This window comes from Pseudaminobacter soli (ex Li et al. 2025) (genome assembly GCF_029892515.1).
Lineage (GTDB): Bacteria > Pseudomonadota > Alphaproteobacteria > Rhizobiales > Rhizobiaceae > Pseudaminobacter > Pseudaminobacter soli_A.
Genome location: NZ_JARXVF010000001.1, coordinates 1,848,495 through 1,872,062, shown reverse-complemented (window position 1 = coordinate 1,872,062; position 23,568 = coordinate 1,848,495). Strand labels below are relative to the sequence as shown.

Annotated in this window: 21 protein-coding genes; 7 read left to right on the top strand and 14 right to left on the bottom strand. The window is 63.8% G+C overall.

All coding sequences use genetic code 11. The annotated features are described in order from the left end of the window. Positions 1-3: 3 nt before the first annotated feature. The 3 genes from M2281_RS08945 to M2281_RS08935 form a co-directional block, all read right to left on the bottom strand. Positions 4-1,158, bottom strand: a complete 1,155-nt coding sequence (locus tag M2281_RS08945) for a carbohydrate ABC transporter permease (RefSeq protein WP_280820706.1) — start codon at positions 1,156-1,158, stop codon at positions 4-6. 1 nt (position 1,159) lies between these two features. Beyond that, positions 1,160-2,170 carry a carbohydrate ABC transporter permease gene (locus tag M2281_RS08940; RefSeq protein ID WP_280820705.1) on the bottom strand — a complete coding sequence of 337 codons (1,011 nt, stop codon included), beginning with the start codon at positions 2,168-2,170 and terminating at the stop codon, positions 1,160-1,162. 235 nt (positions 2,171-2,405) lie between these two features. Then, positions 2,406-3,764: an ABC transporter substrate-binding protein gene (locus tag M2281_RS08935; protein ID WP_280820704.1), complete on the bottom strand. Its 1,359-nt coding sequence runs from the start codon at positions 3,762-3,764 to the stop codon at positions 2,406-2,408. A gap of 349 nt (positions 3,765-4,113) precedes the next feature. Between M2281_RS08935 and M2281_RS08930 the strand changes: the two genes are divergently transcribed. Both M2281_RS08930 and rpe read left to right on the top strand, forming a co-directional pair. After that, a complete protein-coding gene (locus M2281_RS08930) occupies positions 4,114-5,142 on the top strand; it encodes a substrate-binding domain-containing protein (RefSeq protein ID WP_280820703.1) in 1,029 nt (342 codons plus the stop codon). 93 nt (positions 5,143-5,235) lie between these two features. After that, positions 5,236-5,910, top strand: a complete 675-nt coding sequence (rpe, locus tag M2281_RS08925) for a ribulose-phosphate 3-epimerase (RefSeq protein WP_280820702.1) — start codon at positions 5,236-5,238, stop codon at positions 5,908-5,910. Between the two features lie 138 nt (positions 5,911-6,048). On the opposite strand, the gene nagA is transcribed toward rpe, so the two are convergent. Genes nagA through M2281_RS08905 form a run of 4 tightly spaced genes read right to left on the bottom strand, consistent with a single transcriptional unit; the run spans position 6,049 to position 9,893 of the window. Beyond that, a complete protein-coding gene (gene nagA, locus M2281_RS08920) occupies positions 6,049-7,209 on the bottom strand; it encodes an N-acetylglucosamine-6-phosphate deacetylase (protein ID WP_280820701.1) in 1,161 nt (386 codons plus the stop codon). Next, complete coding sequence (locus M2281_RS08915) at positions 7,206-8,216, bottom strand: SIS domain-containing protein (protein WP_280821160.1); 1,011 nt, start codon at positions 8,214-8,216, stop codon at positions 7,206-7,208. The genes nagA and M2281_RS08915 overlap by 4 nt, the downstream gene beginning before the upstream one ends. A 14-nt stretch (positions 8,217-8,230) precedes the next feature. Beyond that, the gene (locus tag M2281_RS08910) at positions 8,231-9,016 is read right to left on the bottom strand and encodes a GntR family transcriptional regulator (protein WP_280820700.1); all 786 of its coding nucleotides are present in this window, start codon (positions 9,014-9,016) and stop codon (positions 8,231-8,233) included. After that, positions 9,009-9,893 carry a BadF/BadG/BcrA/BcrD ATPase family protein gene (locus tag M2281_RS08905; protein WP_280820699.1) on the bottom strand — a complete coding sequence of 295 codons (885 nt, stop codon included), beginning with the start codon at positions 9,891-9,893 and terminating at the stop codon, positions 9,009-9,011. Before M2281_RS08905 ends, M2281_RS08910 begins: the two co-directional genes overlap by 8 nt. Positions 9,894-10,335: 442 nt before the next feature. Between M2281_RS08905 and M2281_RS08900 the strand changes: the two genes are divergently transcribed. The 5 genes from M2281_RS08900 to M2281_RS08880 all read left to right on the top strand — a co-directional run bounded on the left by M2281_RS08900 (position 10,336) and on the right by M2281_RS08880 (position 15,535). Then, a complete protein-coding gene (locus M2281_RS08900) occupies positions 10,336-11,592 on the top strand; it encodes an ABC transporter substrate-binding protein (RefSeq protein ID WP_280820698.1) in 1,257 nt (418 codons plus the stop codon). 68 nt (positions 11,593-11,660) lie between these two features. Next, a complete protein-coding gene (locus M2281_RS08895; RefSeq protein WP_280820697.1) occupies positions 11,661-12,587 on the top strand; it encodes a carbohydrate ABC transporter permease in 927 nt (308 codons plus the stop codon). Between the two features lie 8 nt (positions 12,588-12,595). Next, on the top strand, positions 12,596-13,435 hold the full coding sequence (locus M2281_RS08890) for a carbohydrate ABC transporter permease (RefSeq protein ID WP_280820696.1): 840 nt from the start codon (positions 12,596-12,598) through the stop codon (positions 13,433-13,435). Continuing rightward, on the top strand, positions 13,432-14,499 hold the full coding sequence (locus tag M2281_RS08885; protein WP_280820695.1) for a Gfo/Idh/MocA family protein: 1,068 nt from the start codon (positions 13,432-13,434) through the stop codon (positions 14,497-14,499). The genes M2281_RS08890 and M2281_RS08885 overlap by 4 nt, the downstream gene beginning before the upstream one ends. 37 nt (positions 14,500-14,536) lie before the next feature. After that, a complete protein-coding gene (locus M2281_RS08880; protein WP_280820694.1) occupies positions 14,537-15,535 on the top strand; it encodes an ABC transporter ATP-binding protein in 999 nt (332 codons plus the stop codon). A 43-nt stretch (positions 15,536-15,578) separates the two neighbouring features. Here the strand turns inward: M2281_RS08880 and M2281_RS08875 are convergent, their stop codons facing one another. The 7 genes from M2281_RS08875 to M2281_RS08845 all read right to left on the bottom strand — a co-directional run bounded on the left by M2281_RS08875 (position 15,579) and on the right by M2281_RS08845 (position 23,125). Then, a complete protein-coding gene (locus tag M2281_RS08875) occupies positions 15,579-17,048 on the bottom strand; it encodes a mannitol dehydrogenase family protein (protein WP_280820693.1) in 1,470 nt (489 codons plus the stop codon). 66 nt (positions 17,049-17,114) lie between these two features. Next, positions 17,115-17,891 carry an L-iditol 2-dehydrogenase gene (locus M2281_RS08870; RefSeq protein ID WP_280820692.1) on the bottom strand — a complete coding sequence of 259 codons (777 nt, stop codon included), beginning with the start codon at positions 17,889-17,891 and terminating at the stop codon, positions 17,115-17,117. Then, a complete protein-coding gene (locus M2281_RS08865; RefSeq protein WP_280820691.1) occupies positions 17,888-18,886 on the bottom strand; it encodes an ABC transporter ATP-binding protein in 999 nt (332 codons plus the stop codon). Before M2281_RS08865 ends, M2281_RS08870 begins: the two co-directional genes overlap by 4 nt. 39 nt (positions 18,887-18,925) lie before the next feature. Further along, positions 18,926-19,750 (bottom strand): carbohydrate ABC transporter permease, encoded by an 825-nt coding sequence (locus M2281_RS08860; protein WP_280820690.1) that lies wholly within the window; start codon positions 19,748-19,750, stop codon positions 18,926-18,928. Positions 19,751-19,759: 9 nt separating this feature from the next. Next, complete coding sequence (locus M2281_RS08855) at positions 19,760-20,632, bottom strand: carbohydrate ABC transporter permease (RefSeq protein ID WP_280820688.1); 873 nt, start codon at positions 20,630-20,632, stop codon at positions 19,760-19,762. An 85-nt stretch (positions 20,633-20,717) separates the two neighbouring features. Beyond that, complete coding sequence (locus M2281_RS08850; protein ID WP_280820687.1) at positions 20,718-22,031, bottom strand: ABC transporter substrate-binding protein; 1,314 nt, start codon at positions 22,029-22,031, stop codon at positions 20,718-20,720. Between the two features lie 188 nt (positions 22,032-22,219). Next, a complete protein-coding gene (locus tag M2281_RS08845) occupies positions 22,220-23,125 on the bottom strand; it encodes a LysR substrate-binding domain-containing protein (RefSeq protein WP_280820686.1) in 906 nt (301 codons plus the stop codon). Between the last annotated feature and the right edge of the window lie 443 nt (positions 23,126-23,568).

Here is a 23,568-nt window from a genome sequence, read left to right as displayed (position 1 = left end):
CGGTCAGCCTCCTTTGACGGAGCCCGCGAGCAGGCCGCGGACGAAATAGCGTTGCAGTGAGAAGAATACGGCAAGCGGCACCAATATGGTGACGAAGGCCGAGGTTGTCAGGATTTCCCAGTTGCCGCCGCGCGAGCCGAGCAGGTTGTTGAGCCTGGCGGTCAGCACCATCTGGTCGGCGTCGGTGCGCAGGAACACCATCGCCACAAGCAGATCGTTCCACACCCAGAGGAACTGGAAAATGGCGAAGGAAGCCAGCACCGGGAAGGACAGCGGCAGCACGATTTTTACGAAGATCTCGAAATCGCTGGCGCCGTCGATGCGCGCCGACTCCATGATCTCGCGCGGCAGGCCGGCGATGTAGCTCCTGAGCAGGTAGATGGCGAAGGGCAGCCCGAAGCCGGTATGCGCCAGCCAGATGCCGAGATAGGTCTTGGCCGGCACGCCGAAGAAGGCGCCGACTCCGTTGTACATCTTGAGCAGCGGGATCAGTGACATCTGCAGCGGCACGACCAGCAGGCCGATGACGGTGGCGATCAGCAGCGCGCGGCCGGGAAAGCGCATCCAGGCCAGCGCATAGGCGGCGAAGGCCGCAATCAGGATCGGGATGATGGTGGCGGGCACCGTCACCGTCAGCGAGTTGATGAAGGAGCGGCCTATGCCCTCGGAAAGCAGCACCGTCTTGTAGTTCTCGGCGGTGAAGTTCGGCGGGATCGACGCCGCATAGTAGACGCGCCGGGCGCGATCGCCCTCGAAGGCCACCGGCGAGGACATGACATAGGAGCCGTCGTTGTTGACCTGCAGCGTCACGCCGTCGCCGAGGTCTGCGACCGAGCCGGCCGGGAATTCAGCCGGCGCCTGCGCCTTGATGCCGAAGGCGGTCAGCGTGCGGCTGTCGCCGGCGCCGAACAAATTGCCCATGATGAGGAACTTGCCGTCCTTCTCGACCTGGTCAGCCGCGCCGCCGAGCCGGCCGGCGTCGGTGTGGCTTGCCGTGGTCAGCGCCGTCCACCAGCCCGAGGCGACGATCTGGTCCTTGTAGCGCAGCGACGAGACCAGGATGCCGAGCGTCGGGATCGTCCAGAGGATGACGAAGGCGGCGACGGCGATATGGACGCCGAAGCGGCCGAGGAAGGATTTTCCGGGCGCGCGGGCCATGTCAGTGTCCTCCGCCTTCGCGGGTTGCCTGGCGGATGTTCCAGATCATGATCGGCACGACGGCCAGCATGATGACGATGGCGATTGTTGCGCCCCGGCCGTAGTCGGTGCCGCGGAACATCCAGTCGAACATCAAGTTCGCCAGCGTGTTTGTGTTCCACTGGCCGTTGGTCATGGTCAGGATGATGTCGAACACCTTTAGCACCAGAATGGTGATGGTGGTCCACACGACCGCGATGGTGCCCCAGATCTGCGGGATCATGATCTTCCAGAAGATCTGGAAGGGGCTTGCGCCATCGATCGTCGCCGCCTCGATGGTCTCTTCCGGAATGCCGCGCAGCGCCGAGGACAGGATGACCATGGCAAAGCCGGTCTGGATCCAGATCAGGATGACCATGAGGAAAAAGTTGTTCCAGAATGGCGTCGACACCCACACCTGCGGATCGCCGCCCAAATACTGCACCAGCGCGTTGAGGATGCCGATCTGGGTCTGGCCGTCGCCGCGAAACTCATAGACGAATTTCCAGATGACGCTGGCGCCGACGAAGGAGATGGCGAGCGGCATGAAGATCAGGCTCTTGGCGATGGTGCCCCACCAGATGCGGTCGGTCAGCACGGCAATCACCAGCCCCAGAAAGGTGCAGGCGGCCGGCACGACCATCAGCCAGAGCAGATTGTTGAAGATGGCCTGGCGGAATTCGCGGTCGCCCAGCGCCCAGGAATAGTTGGAGAGGCCGACGAAACTCTGGCCGCTGCGATCGTGCAGCGAATAGTAGAATGTCGCGATGGCCGGGTAGATCAGGTAGACGCTGAGGATGAGCAGCGCCGGACCGACGAACAGCCAGGGCCGGACGTAGCCCTGCCTGCGCAGATTGTCGATCGCGGTGGTGCCGGAGACGCCGCGCGCGGGAAACACGAGATCGAGCAGGCGGTTGGCGCTCCAGAAATAGATCACGCAGCCGCCCACGCCGATGAGCACCGTGATGATCGCCGAAAGAATCTGTGCCGTCATGGGATGGTTCCCTGTTCAACGGACTGGTTGGTTACATCACCGAAAAATATGCCCCCTCATCCCGCCCCGGGGCCTGTCCTCGGGCTTGCCAAAAGCAAGACCCGGGAGCGGCCACCTTCTCCCTCGCGGGGGAAGAGGGAGGCGCCGCGCTGGCAACCCCGTCTCCCCGGCTGGGGAGAGGGGGCCTGAGCGTAGCGGAGGACGGGTGAGGGGGCATTGCTGGAGGATGCACCCGCTACTTGATTGCGTCCCAGCTCTTCTGGATGTCGGCCGCCACGTCGGCCGCCGGCTTGCCGCCGACCAGATCGATCATGCCCGTCCAGAAGGAGCCGGCGCCGATCTTGCCCGGCATCAGGTCCGAGCCGTCGAAGCGGAAGGTCGAGGCGGTGGCAAGGATTTCGCCCTGCTTCTTCAGCGCAGCACTCGCATAGGCATCCGTGTTGACCGACTTGAAGGGCGTGACGAAGCTGCCCTGCGCCATCCAGAGCTCATGCGCCAGCGGCATCTTCAGGAATTCGATGAAGGCACGCGCCGCCTTCGAATCCTTGGTGATCATCGCCAGCGTGCCGGCGCCCTCGACGGGCGTGCCTAGCTCCGGCTTCGACGCATAGGCCGGGAAGTAGAAGAAATCCGCGTCCTGGCCGAGCTTGGTGCCTTCGGGGAAGAAGGAGGGAATGAACGAAGCCTGGTGGTGCATGTAGCACTTCGGCGGCACTGCAAAGAGGCCCTTGGGGCTGTCGCGGAAGTCGGTTGCGGCCACGGCCGCAGCACCCCCGTCGACCATCTTGTCGTCGGTCGCGATCTTGCCGAAGATCTCGAGCGCATTGACGACGCGGGGGTCGGTGAAGGGGATCTCGTTGGTGGTCCACTTGTCGTAGACATCCGCCTGCTGGGTGCGCAGCATGATGTCCTCGACCCAGTCGGTGGCCGGCCAGCCGGTGGCGCCGCCCGAGCCCAGGCCGATGCACCACGGCTTGTGGCCGTCGGCGACGATCTTCTTCTCCAGCTCGGCGAGCTCTTCCTGCGTCTTGGGAACCTTGTAGCCGGCTTCCTCGAAATTGTCGGGCGAGTACCACACCAGGCCCTTCACGTCGGCCTTGTAGGGGAAGGCGAAGAAGCCGGGCTTGCCGTCCTTGTCCTTGTAGGTGCCGAGATCGGCCCAGGACTGGCCGGCGGCATAGTTCTCCTTGATCCAGGCGGCGGTGTCGTCGCCCAGAGGCGTCAGGAAGCCCTTGGAGGCGAGGTCCTGGATCAGGCCCGGCTGCGGCAGGATGGCGATGTTGGGGGGGCTGCCGGCCTGGGTATCGATAACGATCTGCTGCTCGTAGTTTTCGGACGACGAGTATTTCAGGTCGACGCCGGTGGCCTCGACGAAATATTCGAGCACGCTGCGCACCAGCGCCTCGTCCTCGCCGCGCCAGGGCCCGAAGATCGTCAGCGTCTCGCCCTTCAGGTCGATCTTCTTGAGGTCGTCAAGGTTCGCCCAGTGAAAGCGGGCGTCTTCGCCCGGCTTGAACTTCAGTTCCGCGTGCGCAGGTGCACCGGCGAGCGCGAGTGCGGTCAGCGCTGCGCCCAGCAAAAGGCCGTTCTTCATCGATTGTCCTCCCGTTCGGTCATTTCCCCGGACGAACCTCCATTCGTCCCGCCGACACTGCCCCGGGCATTCCGCCTCAAGCGGAACCGCGACTTTCGAAAGAACTTTCTTCCGAAAGTTTCCAAAGCGCTTTGGCTGGCAGTATCATCGGCTCGAAACGAGAAATGTGTCAAGCGGCATGTTTTGTGAATCGATTTAAATCGCTGTTTCGACTGCATTGCAGCAACTTTTTCGCGCTGCACTAGCAATTTCCGCTTCTGAAATGCCTCCGTCCGGCCTATTGTGTTCAGCATTAACGGGAAAGCAACTTTCAGAATTTTGAAAGCGCTTTGGGAATGCGAGGCCAACGGTGAATCTCAAACAGCTCGCGCTGATGCTCGACCTGTCGCAGACCACGGTCAGCCGGGCGCTCAACGGTTATCCGGAAGTCAGCGAGGAAACGCGCCGGCGCGTCGCGGACGCCGCCAAGCGGCATGGCTACAGGCCCAATCCGAGCGCGCGGCGGCTGGCGACCGGCAAGGCCGGGATGATCGGCTACATCATGCCGACCGGCGGCAGCGTCGACATCGATCCGCATTTCGTCGAATTCCTGTCGGGGCTTGGTGATTATGCGCGGGCGCATGAGCTGGACCTCGTGCTCTCGCCGGCGGAGGCCGGCGACGAGGAGACGACCTATCGCCGGGTGGTCGCCAACAAGCAGGTCGACGCACTCTATATATCCGCGCCGTGCCATGCCGACGGGCGCATTGTGCTCGCCCAGCAACTTGGCATCCCCTACATCGTCCACGGCCGCAGCGAAGGGCTCGACTTCGAGTATCCCTACCTCGACATCGACAATGAGGCCGCCTTCCAGTCGGCAACGCGGCTCTTGCTGCAGCTCGGCCACAAGCGCATCGGGCTGCTGAACGGCGACGAAACCCAGACCTTCGCCATCTTCCGCGAGCGCGGCGTGCAGCGCGCGCTGGCCGCGCGCGATCTCGTCCTGCCGCCGTCTCTGGTGCGCTCGGTGGCGATGACCGAGGAGAATGGCTACCGCGCGACCCGCAGCCTGCTGGAGCAAGGCGAAGCGCCGACGGCAATCATCTGCTCGAGCCTGATCATGGCGCTGGGTGTCGTGCGGGCGGTGCGCGATCTCGGCCTGACCATCCCCGGCGATCTGTCGCTGGTTGCCCATGATGACGTGTTCCCATGGCTGAAGCCGGAGAGTTTCCCCGTGCCGCTGACCACCACGCGCTCCTCGATCCGCGCCGCCGGCCAGCGGATAGGCGAGCGGCTGGCCGCGCGCATTTCGGGGCTCGAAACGGCAGCGCGCGGCGAGGTATGGCCGGTCGATCTCGTGGTGCGCGGCTCGATCGGCGGCGCGCGGGCTCAGGCTTAGCGCCCCGCCCCGCGCGGATTTGACTATCGACATTCGCGGTCTGGGGCATTAGGGCGGCGGGACGAAACAGTCTCGACCCTGAAAGGCCCGGAAATGAGCGCAAAAACCCTGATCGCCCCTTCGGTCCTGTCGGCCGATTTCTCCCGCCTCGGCGAAGAGGTCGAGGCCGTGGCAGCCGCCGGCGCCGATTGGATCCATCTCGACGTCATGGACGGCCATTTCGTGCCCAACATCACCTTCGGCCCGCAGGTCATCAAGGCGATCCGCAATCGCACCGACAAGGTGTTCGACTGTCACCTGATGATCGCGCCGACCGATCCCTATCTCGCGGCCTTCGCCGATGCCGGTTGCGACATCATCACCGTGCATGCCGAAGCCGGCCCGCATCTCGACCGCTCGCTGCAGGCGATCAAGAACCTCGGCAAGAAGGCCGGCGTCTCGCTCAACCCGTCGACGCCCGAAAGCGCCATCGAATATGTGCTCGACCGGCTCGACCTCGTGCTGTTGATGACGGTCAACCCCGGCTTCGGCGGCCAGGCCTTCATTCCGGCGGTGGTGGAGAAGGTGAAGCGCGTCAAGGCGCTGATCGGCAACCGGCCGATCGACATCGAGATCGACGGCGGCGTCACGCCCGAAACCGCGCCGCTGGTCACGGCCGCCGGCGCCAATGTGCTGGTCGCCGGCTCGGCGGTGTTCAAGGGCGGCAGCGCGGACGCCTATGCCAAGAACATCGCCGCCATCCGGGCCGCTGGCGACGGCGTGCTCTGATATTACTGGCGGGGGGTAGCCCCAGCCGTTAGCTCCTAGAGTGGCGGTCATCCTTACGGATGCGCTTGCGCCGCTCTATCTCATTGTTTTAGCTGAATTTATACGACGCCAAGCGATTCCGCCTGGCTGCAAAATGCTCTAGTTCGAAAACACCTTTGCGCCCTCGATCCAGACCCCTTTCACCGAAAGGTCGTCTGAGAGGTGGACGATGTTCGCCGCCGAGCCGATCATCAGGCGGCCGAGCCGGCCATCCTGGCCGACCGCTTCGGCCGGATAGAGCGAGGCCATGCGCAACGCCTCTTCGAGCTCGATCCCGATCGTCTTGTGCATGAAGCGCACCGCCGAGATCATGTCGAGATCGGCGCCGGCGAGCGTGCCGTCCTCAAGCCTCAGGCTGCCGTTTTCGCGCTTGATGAGGCGGCCGTTCAAGGTGAACGACTTCATGTCGGTGCCGATGGTCGCCATGGCGTCGGTGACGAGGAAGATCTTGCCATAGCCCTTCTTGGCCTTCAGCGCGATCTGCATCGCCGTCGGGTGGACATGGATGCCATCGGCGATCAGGCCTGCGTAAAAGCTTTGACCGTCGATCGCGGCGCCGACCACGCCCGGCTCGCGATTGCCGATCTGGCTCATCGCGTTGAAGAGATGGGTCACCATCGTCGCACCGGCCTCGGCAAAGGCCTGCGCGGTCTTGTAGCCGCTGTCGGTGTGGCCGAGGCTGACAACCACATCCGCCTGAGCCAGACGTGAAACGCGGCCCGGCTCGACGGATTCGGGCGCGATGGTCGTCAGAAGCACCGGCATCTTTTCGCGGGCCGCGATCAGTGCCCCCTCATCCGCGTCGGTCATCGGCCGGATCAGCTTGGGATCGTGGGCGCCCTTGCGCGCGAGCGAAAGATGCGGGCCTTCGAGATGCAGGCCGAGGAAGCCAGGCACCTTCTCCTGCGTCGCCTCGGCGCCTGCGGCCACCGCTTCCGCCGTCAGTTCCGGCGTGTCGGTGATGAGCGTCGGCAAAAGTGCGGTGGTGCCGAAGGGCGCGTGGGCCTCGCAGATGGTGCGGATCGCCGCCACCGACGGCGCGTCGTTGAGCATCACGCCGCCGCCGCCATTGACCTGAAGGTCGACGAAGCCGGGGGCGATCATGCCGCCGTTGAGCTCGATGACATGCAGCCCAGCCGGCACCTGGGTGCCCGCTTCGATACGCTCGACCACACCCTGGCGAACGATCAGGGCCGAGCGATTGTGCCAGGCCTGGCCGTCGAAAATGCGCGCGCCGACGATGGCGAAATTATCGGTCATATCGTCTCGGTCACCTTGTTGAGGAAGGGCGGCACGTCGGGGTTGAGCCCGCGATGCCGCGCAAAGGCCTCGACGAAACCGTAGAAGGAAACGATCAGGGCCAGAGGATCGGTCAGCGGATGGCCGGTCGCCGCAAAGGGCAGGCGCACGGCCTTGCCGGCCTTGTCCGAAGTCATGAACACCGAGGCGCCCTTGTCGGCCAGCTGGTCGCCGACCTGGACGACGGACGCTTCCGAGGCGTCGCGCGCGGCCAGCGCCAGCACCGGGAAGCCGGGGCGGACCAGCGCCATCGGCCCATGGATAACTTCGGCGGCGCTGTAGGATTCCGCATGCATGGAGCAGGTTTCCTTGAACTTCAGCGCCGCCTCATTGGCGATCGCGAAGGAAGGCCCGCGGCCGAGGATGAACAGGGAGTTGGCGTCTTCGAGTGCGCCGGCAAGCCCCATCCAGTCGCAGTCCACCGCCTTGCGGAAGTGTTCGGGCAGTTCGGCCAGCGCCGCAAGTAGCGCCTGGTCGTTGGTGCAATGCGCCATCAGCGCCACCGCGGCCACCGCCGAGTTCACGAAGGTCTTGGTCGCCGCCACGCTCTTTTCGACGCCTGCAAGAATGTCGATCGTGTGCTCGCAGGCCTTGCCGAGCGGCGAGCCCGGCGTGTTGGTGAGCGCAATCGTCAGCGAGCCGGCCTTGCGGGCGGCCTCGGCCATGGAGACGATGTCCGGGCTCTTGCCAGACTGGGAGATCGCCACGCAGGCCGAGCCGTTCAGCTTCAGCGGTGCGCGATAGATCGAGGCTACCGAGGGGCCGACGGAGGCCACAGCCAGCCCGGCGGTGAGCTCGACCGCGTATTTCAGGAACGAGGCCGCATGGTCGGAGGAGCCGCGCGCGACGGTGACGACGAAGCGCGGATCGCGCTTGGCGATGTCGTGGCCCGCCTCGGTCAGCGCAGCCTTGGAGCCATCGAGAAGACGCGCCACCGCCTCGGGGATTTCCTCGATTTCGCGGCGCATATGGGTCATTTCAGTCAAGTAGTGCCTCCAAGTTCTTCGCCTGGACCTGCCAGCCTTAGTTCGGCGACGAAGTCATATGCGTCGCCGCGATAGATGGAACGGGTGAATTCTATCACCTTGCCGCTGGCAAGGTAGGAAATACGCTCGATGTGCAGGCAGGCCGAGCCTTCCGGCACCTCGAGCAGCCGCGCATCGGCGCCGACCAGATTGACCGCCGAGATGCGCTGAACGGCGCGCGCCGGGCGGTTGCCGGTCTTATCGAGGGTGCTGTAGAGCGACGGGCCCACGGCCTCGGGATCGGGAAGTGCTGCGAGGGAGATCGAGGCCCGCTCGATCGCCATCGGTGTTTCGTTGGCGATGCGCAAGCGGCTGACGCGCGCCACCAGTTCCTTCGCCGACAGGCCGAGGATCATGATCTCGTCAGGCGAGGGCGGGTAGATGCCCTTATCCAGCCAGATGGAACTGGCCGACATGCCGCGCCGGGCCATGTCGTCGGTGAACGAGGTGAGCCGCGAAAGGGACTGCTCGACGCGCTCCATGCGCGGCGCCACGAAGGTGCCCGAGCCGTGGCGCTGCACCAGTATGCCGTTCTTGACGAGGTCCTGCACCGCCTTGCGCACGGTCACGCGCGAAATGTCGGCTTTGATCGCGATGTCGCGTTCCGAAGGCAGCGCATCGCCTGGCCCGATGACGCCGCGCTGAACCGCATCCTCGATGTTCTTCTTGAGCTGCAAGTAGAGCGGCGCGCCGCCGTCGGACGCCTTGACGAGCGAGAAGATGCTTTCGGCCGCCTCAGACATGGGCCGGCGCCCTCACGGTGCCAAACAGCTTTGCCGCCATTGCGACTGCGCCGCCCAGCGCGTCCTGTTCGGGCGCATGCAGCATAGGCTGGTATCTTGCCGACAAATGCGGGCCGATCAGGCCGGCCAGGCCGCCCAGCAGGCAAAGCCACTGATCGGGCGAAAGTTTCAGCGCATCCAGCGCTTCCTCGATGTCGCGCGCGGCGCGCGCCAGAACCACCTTGGCCACCGCGTCGCCTTGTGCGGCGTAGTCGAAAACCATCGGCGCGAAAGTGCCGAAATCAGCCGGCTTGGAGGCGGCCGCGAATTTGACTATCTCGCGCGCGTCGCCGGCGAAGCGCTGCAGCACGGCCTGGGTCAGTTCCGAGCTGGGGTGGATGTCGTCATGGGCGAGCAGCGTCTCCTGAAGCAGGTCGCGCCCGATGCGCGCTCCGCCACCGAGATCGCCGAGCATGAAGCCCCAGCCGCCGATCGTCTGCATCGCCGAGCCCTTGCGCGACATGAAGATCGAGCCGGTGCCGATGATGGCGATGGCGCCGTCATGGTCGCCGAGCGCGCCGTTGAGGGCAATCAGCGCATCGCTTTCGACGAGGCTGCGGCGGAAGGGCAGGATGTCGAGAAGCTGCTGCTTGTAGCCGCCGACATTGGTGCCGGCGAGGCCGAGAACGGCATCGGTATCGGGGATGAGGGCCGGGTCGCGGCCGGCATCGACGAAAGCCAGCCGTGCCGCGTCGACGATGTTGTGACGCGCGCCCTCAAGGTCGGTCATGATGTTGGCCGGACCGCTCTTGCCGCGGCCGAGGACGACACCGGACGCGGTCGCCAATGCGGCCCTGCAGCTCGTGCCGCCGCCATCTATCCCAAGCACCAGATCCACTGTGAAATCTCCCTCGCGAGCAATGATACCAATAAAATACCAATAGCCAAGGGGTTAATTTTCCCAAGGCGGGTTCTGGTCGAAGACCCTTTGAATGCAAGGCATTTTAACGAGTTTTGGAGGGGCGCTCCGACAAAGTCGTTAACGCGGGTGGACAAGTGGTATTTTTTTGGTATCGTCACCGGCAAAGGGGGGATTTCAATGGCCGAAGCTGCGCGCTCATGCCTCGACTTGCGGGAAGCGCAGTCCTGCTCGGCCATGTTTCATCCTTTTGCAATGATCGAAAAAGCAGTCGTCCGCATGCGGGCGGCTGGAGCCGAATTGTCCGATGCCGCGGGGGAGCTTCCGGCGCGCGGCATCGGGAATCCGAGGGGGAGCGGGAGGGCGTCAGCCTGAACTCTCACCACAATCGAGCCTCAACGGTTCAACAGGGAGAAACGAAATGAAGACCCAGGCACTGACTGCGCTTCTGATGGCATCCAGCATCCTCGGCTCGGCGGGCATGGCCCTTGCCGACACCACGCTGACCATCGAAAGCTGGCGCAACGACGACCTCTCGATCTGGCAGGAAAAGCTGATCCCGGCCTTCGAAGCCAAGAATCCCGGCATCAAGGTCGTGTTCTCGCCCTCCGCGCCGACCGAATACAACGCCGCGCTGAACGCCAAGCTCGATGCGGGCTCCGCCGGCGATCTCATCACCTGCCGTCCGTTCGACGCCTCGCTGGAACTCTACAACAAGGGTCACCTGGCCGACCTGACGGGCCTCGCCGGCATGGAGAACTTCTCCGACGTCGCCAAGTCCGCCTGGACCACCGACGACGGCAAGGCCTCTTTCTGCGTGCCGATGGCTTCGGTCATCCATGGCTTCATCTACAACAAGGAAGCCTTCGAGAAGCTCGGCATCACGCCGCCCGCCACCGAGGCCGAGTTCTTCGCGGCCCTCGACAAGATCAAGGCCGACGGCACCTATGTCCCGATGGCCATGGGCACCAAGGATCTCTGGGAAGCCGCGACCATGGGCTACCAGAACATCGGCCCGACCTATTGGAAGGGCGAGGAAGGCCGCAATGCCCTCATCAAGGGCGAGCAGAAGCTGACCGACGCGCAGTGGGTCGAGCCCTTCGCCACGCTCGCCAAGTGGAAGGACTATCTGGGCGACGGCTTCGAAGCGCAGAGCTATCCGGACAGCCAGAACCTGTTCACGCTCGGCCGCGCCGCCATCTATCCGGCCGGCTCGTGGGAAATCTCGGTGTTCAACACCCAGGCCCAGTTCAAGATGGGCGCCTTCCCGCCGCCGGTTAAGAATGCCGGCGACACCTGCTACATCTCCGACCACAACGACATCGGCATCGGCCTCAACGCCAAGAGCAAGAACGCCGAAGCCGCCAAGACCTTCCTGTCCTGGGTCGCCTCGCCGGAATTCGCCACCATCTATGCGAACGCCCTGCCGGGCTTCTTCAGCCTGAACTCGGCTGCGGTGAAGATGGAAGATCCGCTGGCGCAGGAATTCGTCTCCTGGCGCGAGAAGTGCAAGCCGACCATCCGCTCGACCTACCAGATCCTGTCGCGCGGCACGCCGAACCTGGAGAACGAGACCTGGGTCGAGTCGGCCAATGTGATCAACGGCACCTCGACGCCCGAAGCTGCGGCCAAGAAGCTGCAGGAAGGCCTCGAGAGCTGGTACAAGCCGGCAAAATAAACGCATAGCATGCATATTCCGGGCCGCCATCGGCGGCCCGGTTCCTTTATCCGGGGACAAGACAGCGCATGGCGGTAGAAACTGAACGCAAACGGCGACGCTGGCACATTGCCGTGTTCCTGGCGCCGGCTGTCCTCGTCTACACTGCGATCATGATCCTGCCGCTGTTCGGCACGCTGCAGCTTTCACTGTTCACGTCAGACGGTCAGGCGCGCGTCTTTGCCGGACTTGCCAATTTCCGCCAGCTGTTCTTGGACCCGCGCTGGTCGGCGAGCTTCTGGAATGCGCTGGGCAACAATTTCTGGTTCTTCATCATCCATATGCTGGTGCAGAATCCGATCGGCATCCTGCTCGCCGCACTGCTTTCCAGTCCCAGGCTGCGTTTTTCGGCCTTCTATCGCACCGCGATCTTCATCCCGACCATCCTGTCATTCGTCATCGTCGGCTTCACCTGGAAGCTGATCCTGTCGCCGCTCTGGGGTGTGGCGCCCAACCTGCTCGACCTCGTCGGGCTGAAGAGCCTGTTCGTGCCGTGGCTGGGCAAGGAGCAATATGCGCTCACCACGCTCGGCCTGATTTCGGTGTGGCAGTTCATCGGCATCCCGATGATGCTGATCTACGCCGCGCTGCTGTCGATCCCCGACGAGGTGATCGAGGCGGCCGAATGCGACGGCATCACCGGCATGGCGCAGTTCTGGAAGATCAAACTGCCGCTGATCCTGCCCTCCATCGGCATCATTTCGGTGCTGACCTTCGTGGGTAATTTCAACGCCTTCGACCTGATCTATTCGGCGCAGGGCGCGCTCGCCGGACCGAACTATTCGACCGATATTCTCGGCACCTTCCTCTACCGCACCTTCTTCGGCTTTCAACTGCAGACGGGCGATCCCTATATGGGCTCGACCATCGCCTCGATGATGTTCTTCATCATCCTCGCCGGCGTGTGCGTCTATCTCTTCGCCATCCAGACGCGCCTGCGTCGCTACCAGTTCTGAGGCGCGCGATGAGCAAGGCGACCAATTCTCTGCCCCGCACCCTCGCGGCCCATGCGATCCTGCTGCTTTACACCCTCATCGCGCTGGCCCCGGTGGTGGTGATCGTCATCAACTCGTTCAAGTCGCGCAACGCCATCTTCCGCACGCCGCTGGCGCCGCCCACCGCCGAGACATTCGACCTGATCGGCTACCAGACTGTGCTCGGGCAGGGCGACTTCCTGCTTTATTTCCAGAACAGCTTCATCGTCACCGTCGGCTCGCTGTTCCTGGTGCTGCTGTTCGGCGCCATGGCGGCCTTTGCGCTGGCCGAATACCGCTTCAAGGGCAACACGCTGATGGGGCTCTATCTGGCGCTGGGCATCATGATCCCGATCCGCCTCGGCACGGTGGCGATCCTGCAGCTCATGGTGGCGAGCGGGCTGGTCAACACGCTCACCGCTCTGATCCTGGTCTATACGGCGCAAGGCCTGCCTCTTTGCATCTTCATCCTGTCGGAATTCATGAAGCAGGTTTCCGACGACCTGAAGGATGCCGGCCGCATCGACGGGCTTTCCGAATACCGCATCTTCTTCCGTCTCGTGCTGCCGCTGGTGCGGCCGGCCATGGCGACGGTGGCGGTGTTCACCATGATCCCGATCTGGAACGATCTCTGGTTCCCGCTGATCCTGGCGCCATCCGAGTCGACCAAGACCATCACGCTCGGCGCCCAGCTGTTCATCGGCCAGTATGTCACCAACTGGAACGCCGTGCTGGCGGCGCTGTCGCTCGCCATCCTGCCTGTGCTCGTCCTCTATGTGATCTTCTCGCGGCAATTGATCCGCGGCATTACCTCCGGAGCCGTCAAGTGAGTGGAAACAACGAAAAACCCCTGCGCGTTCTCGTGGCCGGCCTCGGCAATATGGGACGCAGCCATGCGCTGGCCTATCACCGCAATCCGGGCTTCGAGATCGCCTCGCTGGTCAACCGCTCGCAGGTTGAACTGCCGGAGGAGATGACCGGCTACGAGATCCGGCCGTCCTTCTTCGAGGCGCTGGCCGAGCTGAAGCCGGATGTCGCCTCCATCAATACCTATTCCGACAGCCACGCCGACTATGCAGTCGCCGCACTTGAGGCCGGCTGCCATGTGTTCGTGGAAAAGCCGTTGGCAACCACCGTTGCCGATGCGGAGCGCGTCGTCGCCGCCGCCAAGGCCAATGGCCGCAAGCTGGTCATCGGCTATATCCTGCGCCACCACCCCTCCTGGGTGCGCCTGATCGAGGAAGCGCGCAATCTCGGCGGGCCTTACGTGTTCCGCATGAACCTGAACCAGCAGTCGAGCGGCCACACCTGGGAGACGCACAAGCAGTTGATGAAGACGACCTCGCCGATCGTCGACTGCGGCGTGCATTATCTCGACGTCATGTGCCAGATCACCGACGCCAAGCCGGTCGAGGTGCGCGGCATGGGCCTGCGCCTGTCCGACGAGGTCGCGCCCGACATGTACAATTACGGCCATCTGCAGGTGCTGTTCGAAGACGGCTCGGTCGGCTGGTATGAAGCTGGCTGGGGCCCGATGATGTCGGAAACCGCCTTCTTCGTGAAGGACGTGATCTCGCCCAATGGCTGCGTCTCCATCGTCATGGACGAGAAGGCGAAGTCGGACGACGTCGATTCCCACACCAAGACCAATGTGATCTGCCTGCACCGCGCCGCGACCGGGCCGGACGGCCGCTTTGCCGCGCCCGACGAAAACCTTTCCATGACCGGCGAGCCGGGCCATCAGGAGCTGTGCGAGCTGGAGCAGGCCTTCCTGCTCAAGGCGATCCGCGAGGACATCGACCTCAATCGCCACATGAGCGATGCGGTGAAGTCGCTGGCCGTCTGCCTCGCCGCGGACGAAAGCGTGCGGACCGGCAAGGCGGTGCGGCTGTGATGCGCGAAAAAGCGGTCTTTTCTATCGGGAGTAGCGCATGGGCTCGCTGAAGATCGAGAACGTCAAAAAATCCTTCGGCAATGTCGATGTGCTGAAGGGGATCGACCTCGAGGTGAAGGACGGTGAGTTCGTCGTCTTCGTCGGCCCCTCGGGCTGCGGCAAGTCCACGCTGTTGCGTGTCATTGCGGGGCTTGAGGACGCGTCCTCGGGCAATGTGCTGATCGATGGCCGCAAGGTCGACGCGGTACCGCCGGCCGATCGCGGCATCGCCATGGTGTTCCAGACCTATGCGCTCTACCCGCACCTCACCGTGCGCAACAATATGAGCCTCGGCCTCAAGCAGGCGAAGACGCCGTCCGACGAGATCACGCGGCGCGTGACGACGGCTTCCACAATGCTGTCGCTCGATCCGTACCTGGAGCGCCGGCCGGCGGAACTGTCGGGCGGCCAGCGCCAGCGCGTCGCCATCGGCCGTGCGGTCGTGCGCGAGCCAAAACTCTTCCTGTTCGATGAGCCGCTGTCCAATCTCGACGCGGCATTGCGCGTCAACACGCGACTGGAGATCGCCCAGCTGCACCGGCGCCTGTCGGCGACGATGATCTATGTGACGCATGACCAGGTCGAGGCGATGACGCTGGCCGACAAGATCGTGGTGCTGAATGGCGGCCGCATCGAGCAGGTCGGCAGGCCGATGGAGCTCTACAACGCGCCGGCTAATGAATTCGTCGCCGGCTTCATCGGCTCGCCCAAGATGAACTTTATCGATGGCGCACGGCTGAATGAGACGAAGGCGAAGACCGTCGGCGTGCGGCCGGAGCATCTTACCGTGGATGCCAAGTCGGGAACCTGGAAGGGCACGGTGGTGCATGCCGAGCATCTCGGCGCCGACACCAACCTCTATCTTGACACAGAGCAGGCAGGCTTGCTGACCGCCCGCATCTTCGGTGTGTACGACGCCAAGCCGGGCGCGACGCTCTATGCCACGCCGCATCCGGAAAAGACCTATCGTTTTGGGGCGGATGGCCGGTCGATCTGAGGCCCGGAGCTTCCCGACGGAATTTTCGGGAAGCTGATACGGCTCAGCCCAAAAACCGCTTCAGCGTTTCGCGGGCGCCGATCCGCCACAGCGTCTTGAGATGGTCCGCAAAGGCTTCGGCAAAGAGCGGGCTGCGGCCGACCTCGCCATAGATGTCTTCCATGGCGAGCCAGGCGGAGGGATCGTCCTTGGCGGCGCGGGCGGTGGCCTGCATGCGGTCCCAATTCGGGTCGTTGGGCTCGATCACCGCGCCGGAATCGGTGGTGCCATGGCAATAGCGGCACCAGAGCGCGGATTCGAGTGCCAGGCCCGTGATGCTCTTGCCCGCTTTCAGCCGGTCGGCGATCGTCGGGATGATGAATTTCGGCTGGCGATTGGAGCCGTCGAGGCAAAGCCGGCGCACCGTGTCGCCGATCTTCGGATTTGAAAACCGCCGCTGGATCAGCGCGAGATAGTCCTCGAGCACGACGCCGGGCACCGGCGGCACGGTTGGGATGATCTCTTCGCGCTCCAGTTTTTCCAGGAATGCCGTGATCAGCGGCTCCTCCATCGCTTCGTGGACGAAATGGATGTCCATCAGCCCCGCCGGATAGGCGATCACCGCGTGGCCGCCATTGAGAATGCGGATCTTCATCTGCTCGAAGGGCGAGACGTCATCGACGAAGGTCACGCCGACCTTCTCCAGCGCCGGCCGCCCGGCTGGAAACTTGTCTTCCAGAACCCACTGGCGGAACGGCTCGCAGAACACCGGCCAGGCGTCCTCGATACCGAATTCCTCGGCGAGGAATTTTCTCTCGCGGTCGGTCGTGGCGGGCGTGATACGGTCGACCATGCCGTTCGGAAAGGCCACGTTGTGCTGGACCCAGTCGGCCAGTTCCAGATCGAACAGCCGCGCCAGCCCGATGACGGCGTCCGCAGTGACGCGGCCATTGTGAGGGATGTTGTCGCAGGACATCACGGTGAATGGCGGCGTGCCGGCTGCCCGCCGGCGAGCGAGCCCGGCAAGCACCAGTCCGAACACAGTCTTCGGCGCTGAGGGGTTCTTCGCGTCGGCGACGATCTCGGGGCTTTCCGGATTGAACTTGCCGGACGCCGGATCGATGAAATAGCCGCCCTCGGTGATCGTCATCGAGACGATGCGGATTTCGGGATCAGCCAGCCGTGCAAGAATTGCCTCGACATTTCCGGGCACCAGGTAATCCAACATCGCCGATGTCACCCGCGCCGCTACATGGCCACTGTCCTGCTCGACAACGGTGGTCAGCCAGTCCTGGGCCTTCAGTTTTTCACGCGCGTCAGCGTCGGCCGGCAGCACGCCCGCGCCGACGATGGCCCAATCATGATCGAGCCTGGCGTTGAACAGATCGTCGAGATAGACCGCCTGATGCGCTCGATGGAAATTGCCGACGCCGAAATGCACGATGCCCGGTTTGAGCTCGGCCTGGCGATAGCCGGGGCGCGCGACTTGCTCGGGGAGTTTTGCGAGATTGGCGGAGGAAAGTTTGACGCTCATGGGAAGTCATTCCTTGCGGATGTATGGCTGCCGGGCGCCTATGCCCGGCATGTCGGGCTCCAGCCCTCAGCTCATCCAGTTGCCGCCGTCGACATTGTAGGTCTGGGCGACGATGTAGTCGGCCTCGGGCGTGGCGAGGAAAATCGCCATGCCGGTCAGGTCTTCGGCCCGGCCCATGCGGCCAAAGGGCACTTCCTGCCCGACAAACCGCTTCTTCTCGCCGATCGGCCGGTTCTCGTATTTTGCGAACAGCGCGTCGACGCCGTCCCAGTGCTCGCCCTCCACCACGCCGGGGGCGATGGCGTTGACGTTGATGCCGTGCTTGATGAGATTGAGGCCCGCCGACTGGGCGAGGCTGATGACGGCCGCCTTCGTCGCGCAATAGATGGCCACCAGCGGCTCGCCGCGGCGGCCGGCCTGGCTTGCCATGTTGATGATCTTGCCGCCCTTGCCGCGCTTGATCATCGAGCGCGCCGCCGCCTGCAGCGTGAACAGCGTGCCCGCGACATTGATGGCAAAGAGCTTGTCATAGCTCTCGCGGGTGATCTCGACGATGGGGGCAAGATCGAACAACGCGGCATTGTTGATGAGGATATCGATGCCGCCGGTCTTCTCCTCCACCGCGAGGATGGCGGCGTCGATGGAGGCCTGGTCGGTCACGTCGAGCGGAACCGCATAGGCCGCAGGCCCGATCTCGGCGGCGGTCTTCTTCGCCGCCTCGAAATTGATGTCGCCGATGGCGACCGTCGCGCCCTCGCGAACATAGGCCTCGGCAAATGCACGGCCGATGCCACGCGCCGCGCCGGTGATGAGGGCGGATTTGCCCTTTAGTCTCTCAGTCAAAGTGCTCTCCCGTCGGCACCGAAACGGTGCAGCTTGGTTTGATCGGGGGTGAGGTAGACGGTCTCGCCATGGGCAAGCCCGACCTCGCCGTCGGCACGCACCGTCAGGGGGCCGATGCCGTCGGCCTGGACATGTAGGAACGTGTCGGAGCCCAAATGCTCGGCAACGCCCACCGTTCCCATCCAGTCGCCAGCAGTTTTCGAGACGGATATGTGCTCGGGGCGCACACCGATGGTCTGCGCCGCCTTGGCGTCGGCAGCCGGCCCCTCGATGAGGTTCATGCGCGGCGAGCCAATGAAGCCGGCGACGAACAGGTTGGCGGGCTTACGGTAGAGCTCCAGCGGCGAGCCGATCTGCTCGACATTGCCGCCGTTCAGCACCACGATCTTGTCGGCCAGCGTCATCGCCTCGACTTGGTCGTGGGTGACGTAGATCATGGTCGTCTTGAGCTGATGATGCAGCTCGCTGATCTCCAGCCGCATCGTGCCGCGCAGGGCGGCGTCGAGATTGGAAAGCGGCTCGTCGAACAGGAAGGCGGTGGGCTGGCGGACGATGGCGCGGCCGATGGCGACGCGCTGGCGCTGGCCACCGGAAAGCTGGCCGGGCCGCCGCTCGAGATAGTCGACAAGGTTCAGCACGCGGGCCGCGTCCCGCACTTTCTTGTCGATCGTCTCCCTGCCTTCGCCCGCCATCTTCAGCGGGAAGCCGATGTTGTTGTAGACGCTCATATGCGGATAGAGCGCATAGGACTGGAACACCATGGCAAGCCCGCGCTTGGCGGGCGCCACGTGTGTGACGTCGCGCCCGTCGATGGAGATCTTGCCGCCGCTCACATCCTCCAGCCCGGCGATGAGCCGCAGCAGCGTCGACTTGCCCGATCCCGATGGGCCGACGAAGACAACGAATTCCCCGTCCTCGATCTCCAGGTCCACCTTGGGGATGATGACTGTGGCGCCGAAGGATTTTGTCACGTCGTCGAGCTTGATGGTGCCCATGGGTCTTGGTCCCCTCTTATCTAACGCCCGCGCCGCGCATCACTTCACCGCCCCGAAGGTGAGGCCGCGCACGAGCTGCTTCTGGCTGAACCAGCCCATGATCAGGATCGGCGCGATGGCGAGCGTGGAAGCGGCGGACAATTTTGCCCAGAACAGCCCCTGCGGGCTCGAGAAGGAGGCGATGAAGGCCGTGAGCGGCGCGGCATTGGCCGCCGACAGCCGGATCGTCCAGAAGGATTCGTTCCAGGCGAGAATGATGTTCAAGAGCATGGTGGAGGCGATGCCCGGCACCGCCATCGGCGTCAGCACATAGACGATCTCCTTCAGCGTGGAGGCGCCGTCCATGCGAGCCGCTTCAAGGATTTCGCCCGGGATCTCGCGGAAATAGGTGTAGAGCATCCACACCACGATCGGCAGGTTCACCAGCGTCAGCACGATGGTAAGGCCGGTCCTCGTGTCGAGCAGGCCGGTGTCGCGGAAGATGAGATACATCGGCACCAGCACGCCCACGGCCGGCATCATCTTGGTGGAGAGCATCCACATCAGGATGTCCTTGGTGCGCTTGCCCGGCGAGAACGCCATCGACCAGGCGGCCGGCACCGAGATCAGAAGCGCGATCAGCGTCGAGCCGAGCGAGATCACCACCGAGTTCAGGAACGGCCTGAAATAGTCGCGCTGCGCCTGCACCTCGACATAGTTCTCGAATGTGCCCGACGGGATGAGGCTGATGCCGGCAATCGCCTCCGGCTCGGTCTTGAACGAGGTGATGATGGTGTAGAGGATCGGGAAGAAGATGATCAGGGCGACCAGCCAGGCCACCACGGTCGTCACGGTCTTCCTGCGTGTCGAAATTGCGCGCGCCATGATCGCCTCCTACCGTTCCAGGTTTCTGCCGACGGCGCGCATCAGGAAGATGGCGACGATGTTTGCCAGCACCACGGCGATGACGCCGCCGGCCGACGCCCCGCCGATGTCGTAGGACAGGAGCGCGGTGCGGTAGATGAGGAAGGCGAGGTTGGTCGTGGCGTAGCCCGGCCCGCCATTGGTGGTGACGAGGATCTCCGCATAGACCGCGAGCAGGAAGATGGTCTGGATCAGGATCACCACCGTGATCGCGCGCGCCAGATGCGGTAGCACCAGATAGCGGAAACGGTTGAAGAAATTGGCGCCGTCCATCTCGGCCGCCTCCTTCTGCTCCTCGTCGAGTGACTGCAGCGCGGTGAGCAGGATCAGCGTCGCGAAGGGTAGCCATTGCCAGGAGACGATGATGATGATCGACAGCAGCGGATATTGCGCGAACCAGTCGACGGGCTGCAGCCCGAGCGATCTCGCGACATCGGCCAGCACGCCGTAGCCGGGATGCATGATCATGTTCTTCCAGATCAGTGCGGCGACCGGCGGCATGACGAAGAAGGGCGAGATGACCAGGATGCGCACGATGCCCTGGCCGAAGATCGGCTGGTCGAGCAGCAAGGCCAGCAGGATGCCGCCGATGACGGTGATCAGCAGGACGCCCACCACGATGGCCAGCGTATTGGCGATCGACTCGAAGAAAGCGGGATCGGTGTAGAAATAACGGTAGTTATCGAAGCCGGCAAAGCTGCGCATGACCGGGTTCAAGAGATTGAAGTTCTGGAACGAATACCACAGCGTCATCGCCAGCGGCACGATCATCCAGATTAGAAGCAGGATGACCGAGGGCGTCAACATCAGGCGGGCCAGCGAGCGGGTCTGTCGTGTTGCCATGGCTGTCTCCGTGCCGTGCGCAGTCGACTTGCGGAAAAGGCGGCCGCCCGAAGGGGCAACGGGCAGCCGAGGCTCGGGAGGAAGCCTACTTGATGTAGCCGGCGCGGGTCATTTCGCGCACCGAGACCTTCTGGGCTTGGGCAAGCGCGTCATCGACCGACGACTGGCCCGCAACCACTGCCGAGAACAGCTGGCCGACCGTCGTGCCGAGGCCCTGGAACTCGGGGATCGCCACGAACTGGCCACCCGTATAGGGCACCGGCTTCACTGAAGGCTTGGTGATGTCGGCCGTATTCATCGCCTCGAGCGTCGGGGCGGCAAAGGGGGCTGCCTTCAGATAGTTCTCGTTCTTGTAGAGCGAGGTGCGGGTGCCCGGCGGCACGTTGGCCCAGCCCTCCTTCTCGGCGACCAGTTCGGTGTAGTGCTTGCTGGTCGCCCAGGCGATGAACTTCTGCGCGGCTTCCGCCTTCTGGCTGCCTGCCGGCACGCCAAGGTTCCACGACCATAGCCAGTTGCCGTGGTTGTCGACGCCTTCCTTGTTCGGGAAGATCGCATAGCCGACCTTGTCGGCGACGGTCGAATCCTTCGGGTTCGAGACGAAGGAGGCCGCGACGGTGGCATCGATCCACATGCCGCACTTGCCCTGCTGGAACAGCGTCAGGTTCTCGTTGAAGCCGTTGGAGGAGGCGCCGGAGGGGCCGGCATCCTTCATCAGGTCGGCATAGAACTGCAGCGCGTTCTTCCACTCAGGCTGGTCGAACTGCGGGTGCCACTTCTCGTCGAACCAGCGTCCGCCGAAGGAATTGTTCATGGCGGTCAGGAAGGCCATGTTCTCGCCCCAGCCGGCCTTGCCGCGCAGGCAGATGCCGCTGATGCCGGCATTGCGGTCAGTGATCTTGCGCGCGGCTTCGCCGATGAATTCCCAGGTCGGCTTTTCCGGCATCTTCAGCCCGGCCTTCTCGAACAGGTCGGTGCGATACATGATCATGGCGGATTCGCCGTAGAAGGGCGCGGCATAGAGCTTGCCGTCCATGGACAGGCCGCCGCGGATCGACGGCAGCAGGTCGTCGACATCATAGTCGGCGCCGAGATTGTTCAGCTCCAGCAGCCAGCCCTGCTTGGCCCAGATCGGCACCTCGTAGTTGCCGATGGTCATCACGTCGTACTGGCCGCCCTTGGTAGCGATGTCGGTGGTCACGCGCTCGCGCAGCACGTTTTCCTCGAGCGTCACCCACTGCAGCTGGATGTCCGGGTTCTTGGCGGTGAAATCGTCCGTCAGCTTCTGCATGCGGATCATGTCGCCATTGTTGACGGTGGCGATGGTCAGCGTTTCGGCATGCGCGGCAAAGGCGAGCGCGCTCGCCGAGCACAGCCCGATAAGGAGCGTGGTCAGTTTCATCAAATTCCTCCCATGACCAAGTTGAGCATTTGCCTTGGCTGTGAGCAATTATTCATTCAGGCGGAATTATGTCAAGCCGCAAACCTTGTTGCAGCGCGGCGCGCGCCACAGCCGTCCCGGCATGGAAACGCTCGGCGCCGGCATTTCGTTGCGAAGCCGGCACTCCGACAAAAGGTGTAAATGAGGGCTTATGCGCCCTGCGGGCCGAGCGAGGCGGCGAATGCGGCGAGGAGCCAGTCGCGGAAGGCGCGGATCTTGGGCACGTTGCGCCGTGCCTCGGGATAGACCAGCCAATAGGAGTTGCCGTCATTGGCGACGAGGTCGAAGGGCTGGATCAGCCGCCCGTCGGCGAGTTCGTTCGGGAACATTGCGGCGGTGAGGATGGCCACGCCATGCCCGGCCATGGCGGCATTGGCCTCATAGGCCTGGGCTCCCATGCTGCTGCGCGGCCGGGCGGCCAGCGCGTCGGTCGGCACGCCCACAGCGGCAAACCACTCCCGCCACCACGGATCTCCGGGGTCGAGGATCGGCAGCCGCAGAAGGTCGGCCGGCTCCTTCAGCCCGCCGATGCTTGCGGCCAGCTTGGGGCTCAGCATTGGGCTGAATTCGGTCTTGAAAAGGAAATGCCTGGCAAGGCCGGGCCAGTCGCCGCTGCCGGAACGGATGGCAACATCGACATCCTCGCGGGCGAAATCGATCAGCCGGCTCGACGTGTCGACCCGTACCGCAAGCGAGGGGTGCTGGACCTGGAATGCGCCGAGATTGCGCGCCAGCCAGCTGGAGGCGAAGGTCAGGATGGTGCTGACGCACAGGACGCCTTCGGCACCCGAACGGGCCTGGGCATAGGCCTCGCCGATCAGCGAAAAGGCTTCGGTGAAGGCTGGCGCCAGGCGCTGGCCGACTTCGGTGAGCGTCACCTGGCGCGGCTTGCGCAGAAACAGCGGCGCGCCGACGCGCTCTTCCAGAACCTTGATCTGGTAGCTGACGGCTGCCTGCGTCATGCCGAGCTCTTCCGCAGCCTTGGTGAAGCTGCCATGGCGGGCGGCTGCCTCAAAGGCGCGGACGGCGGGCAAGGGCGGCAAGGGCAGGGTCATTATGGATTAATACAGCTTATGCATCCCAATCGACGTTCGATTGGAAAATATAGCTTATCTGCCGCAATTAGAAGGCCAATCCATAAATCGGGAGCGGTTCTCTCCAGGAGAGGCCGATTGGTGCGATGGCATATGCTTGGCTTGCTTTGACCTCCAGCCGTGGGCGGCCGTCTCGCCGCCGCCCGTGGTTTGCATGGCTGCTTTCCCCGCGGCGGCCCTGCCTCGATGTTCGGACGCTGCCCCATCATCTCCAGCGCGACATCGGCTATCTGGACGGCCACGATCCCGCCGGCCGGCGCGAATAGCTTCTCCGGTCCCCGATTTTTCGCGTGAACTGCCTTCTGCCCGTGATTCCGAGCGCTATTTCAGGCCGCAACGCACAGCCTTCGACCCAAGGCCCGTGCGTTGCGGCTGTTTGGGGCCCCGCAAGGGGATAGCGCGGC

Bases quoted from the DNA above. Each gene is read 5' to 3' on its own strand.
- M2281_RS08945 (WP_280820706.1), bottom strand. From the start codon at position 1,158: ATGGCCCGCGCGCCCGGAAAATCCTTCCTCGGCCGCTTCGGCGTCCAT.
- M2281_RS08940 (WP_280820705.1), bottom strand. From the start codon at position 2,170: ATGACGGCACAGATTCTTTCGGCGATCATCACGGTGCTCATCGGCGTG.
- M2281_RS08935 (WP_280820704.1), bottom strand. From the start codon at position 3,764: ATGAAGAACGGCCTTTTGCTGGGCGCAGCGCTGACCGCACTCGCGCTC.
- rpe (WP_280820702.1), top strand. From the start codon at position 5,236: ATGAGCGCAAAAACCCTGATCGCCCCTTCGGTCCTGTCGGCCGATTTC.
- nagA (WP_280820701.1), bottom strand. From the start codon at position 7,209: ATGACCGATAATTTCGCCATCGTCGGCGCGCGCATTTTCGACGGCCAG.
- M2281_RS08915 (WP_280821160.1), bottom strand. From the start codon at position 8,216: ATGCGCCGCGAAATCGAGGAAATCCCCGAGGCGGTGGCGCGTCTTCTC.
- M2281_RS08910 (WP_280820700.1), bottom strand. From the start codon at position 9,016: ATGTCTGAGGCGGCCGAAAGCATCTTCTCGCTCGTCAAGGCGTCCGAC.
- M2281_RS08900 (WP_280820698.1), top strand. From the start codon at position 10,336: ATGAAGACCCAGGCACTGACTGCGCTTCTGATGGCATCCAGCATCCTC.
- M2281_RS08895 (WP_280820697.1), top strand. From the start codon at position 11,661: ATGGCGGTAGAAACTGAACGCAAACGGCGACGCTGGCACATTGCCGTG.
- M2281_RS08890 (WP_280820696.1), top strand. From the start codon at position 12,596: ATGAGCAAGGCGACCAATTCTCTGCCCCGCACCCTCGCGGCCCATGCG.
- M2281_RS08880 (WP_280820694.1), top strand. From the start codon at position 14,537: ATGGGCTCGCTGAAGATCGAGAACGTCAAAAAATCCTTCGGCAATGTC.
- M2281_RS08875 (WP_280820693.1), bottom strand. From the start codon at position 17,048: ATGAGCGTCAAACTTTCCTCCGCCAATCTCGCAAAACTCCCCGAGCAA.
- M2281_RS08865 (WP_280820691.1), bottom strand. From the start codon at position 18,886: ATGGGCACCATCAAGCTCGACGACGTGACAAAATCCTTCGGCGCCACA.
- M2281_RS08860 (WP_280820690.1), bottom strand. From the start codon at position 19,750: ATGGCGCGCGCAATTTCGACACGCAGGAAGACCGTGACGACCGTGGTG.
- M2281_RS08855 (WP_280820688.1), bottom strand. From the start codon at position 20,632: ATGGCAACACGACAGACCCGCTCGCTGGCCCGCCTGATGTTGACGCCC.
- M2281_RS08850 (WP_280820687.1), bottom strand. From the start codon at position 22,031: ATGAAACTGACCACGCTCCTTATCGGGCTGTGCTCGGCGAGCGCGCTC.
- M2281_RS08845 (WP_280820686.1), bottom strand. From the start codon at position 23,125: ATGACCCTGCCCTTGCCGCCCTTGCCCGCCGTCCGCGCCTTTGAGGCA.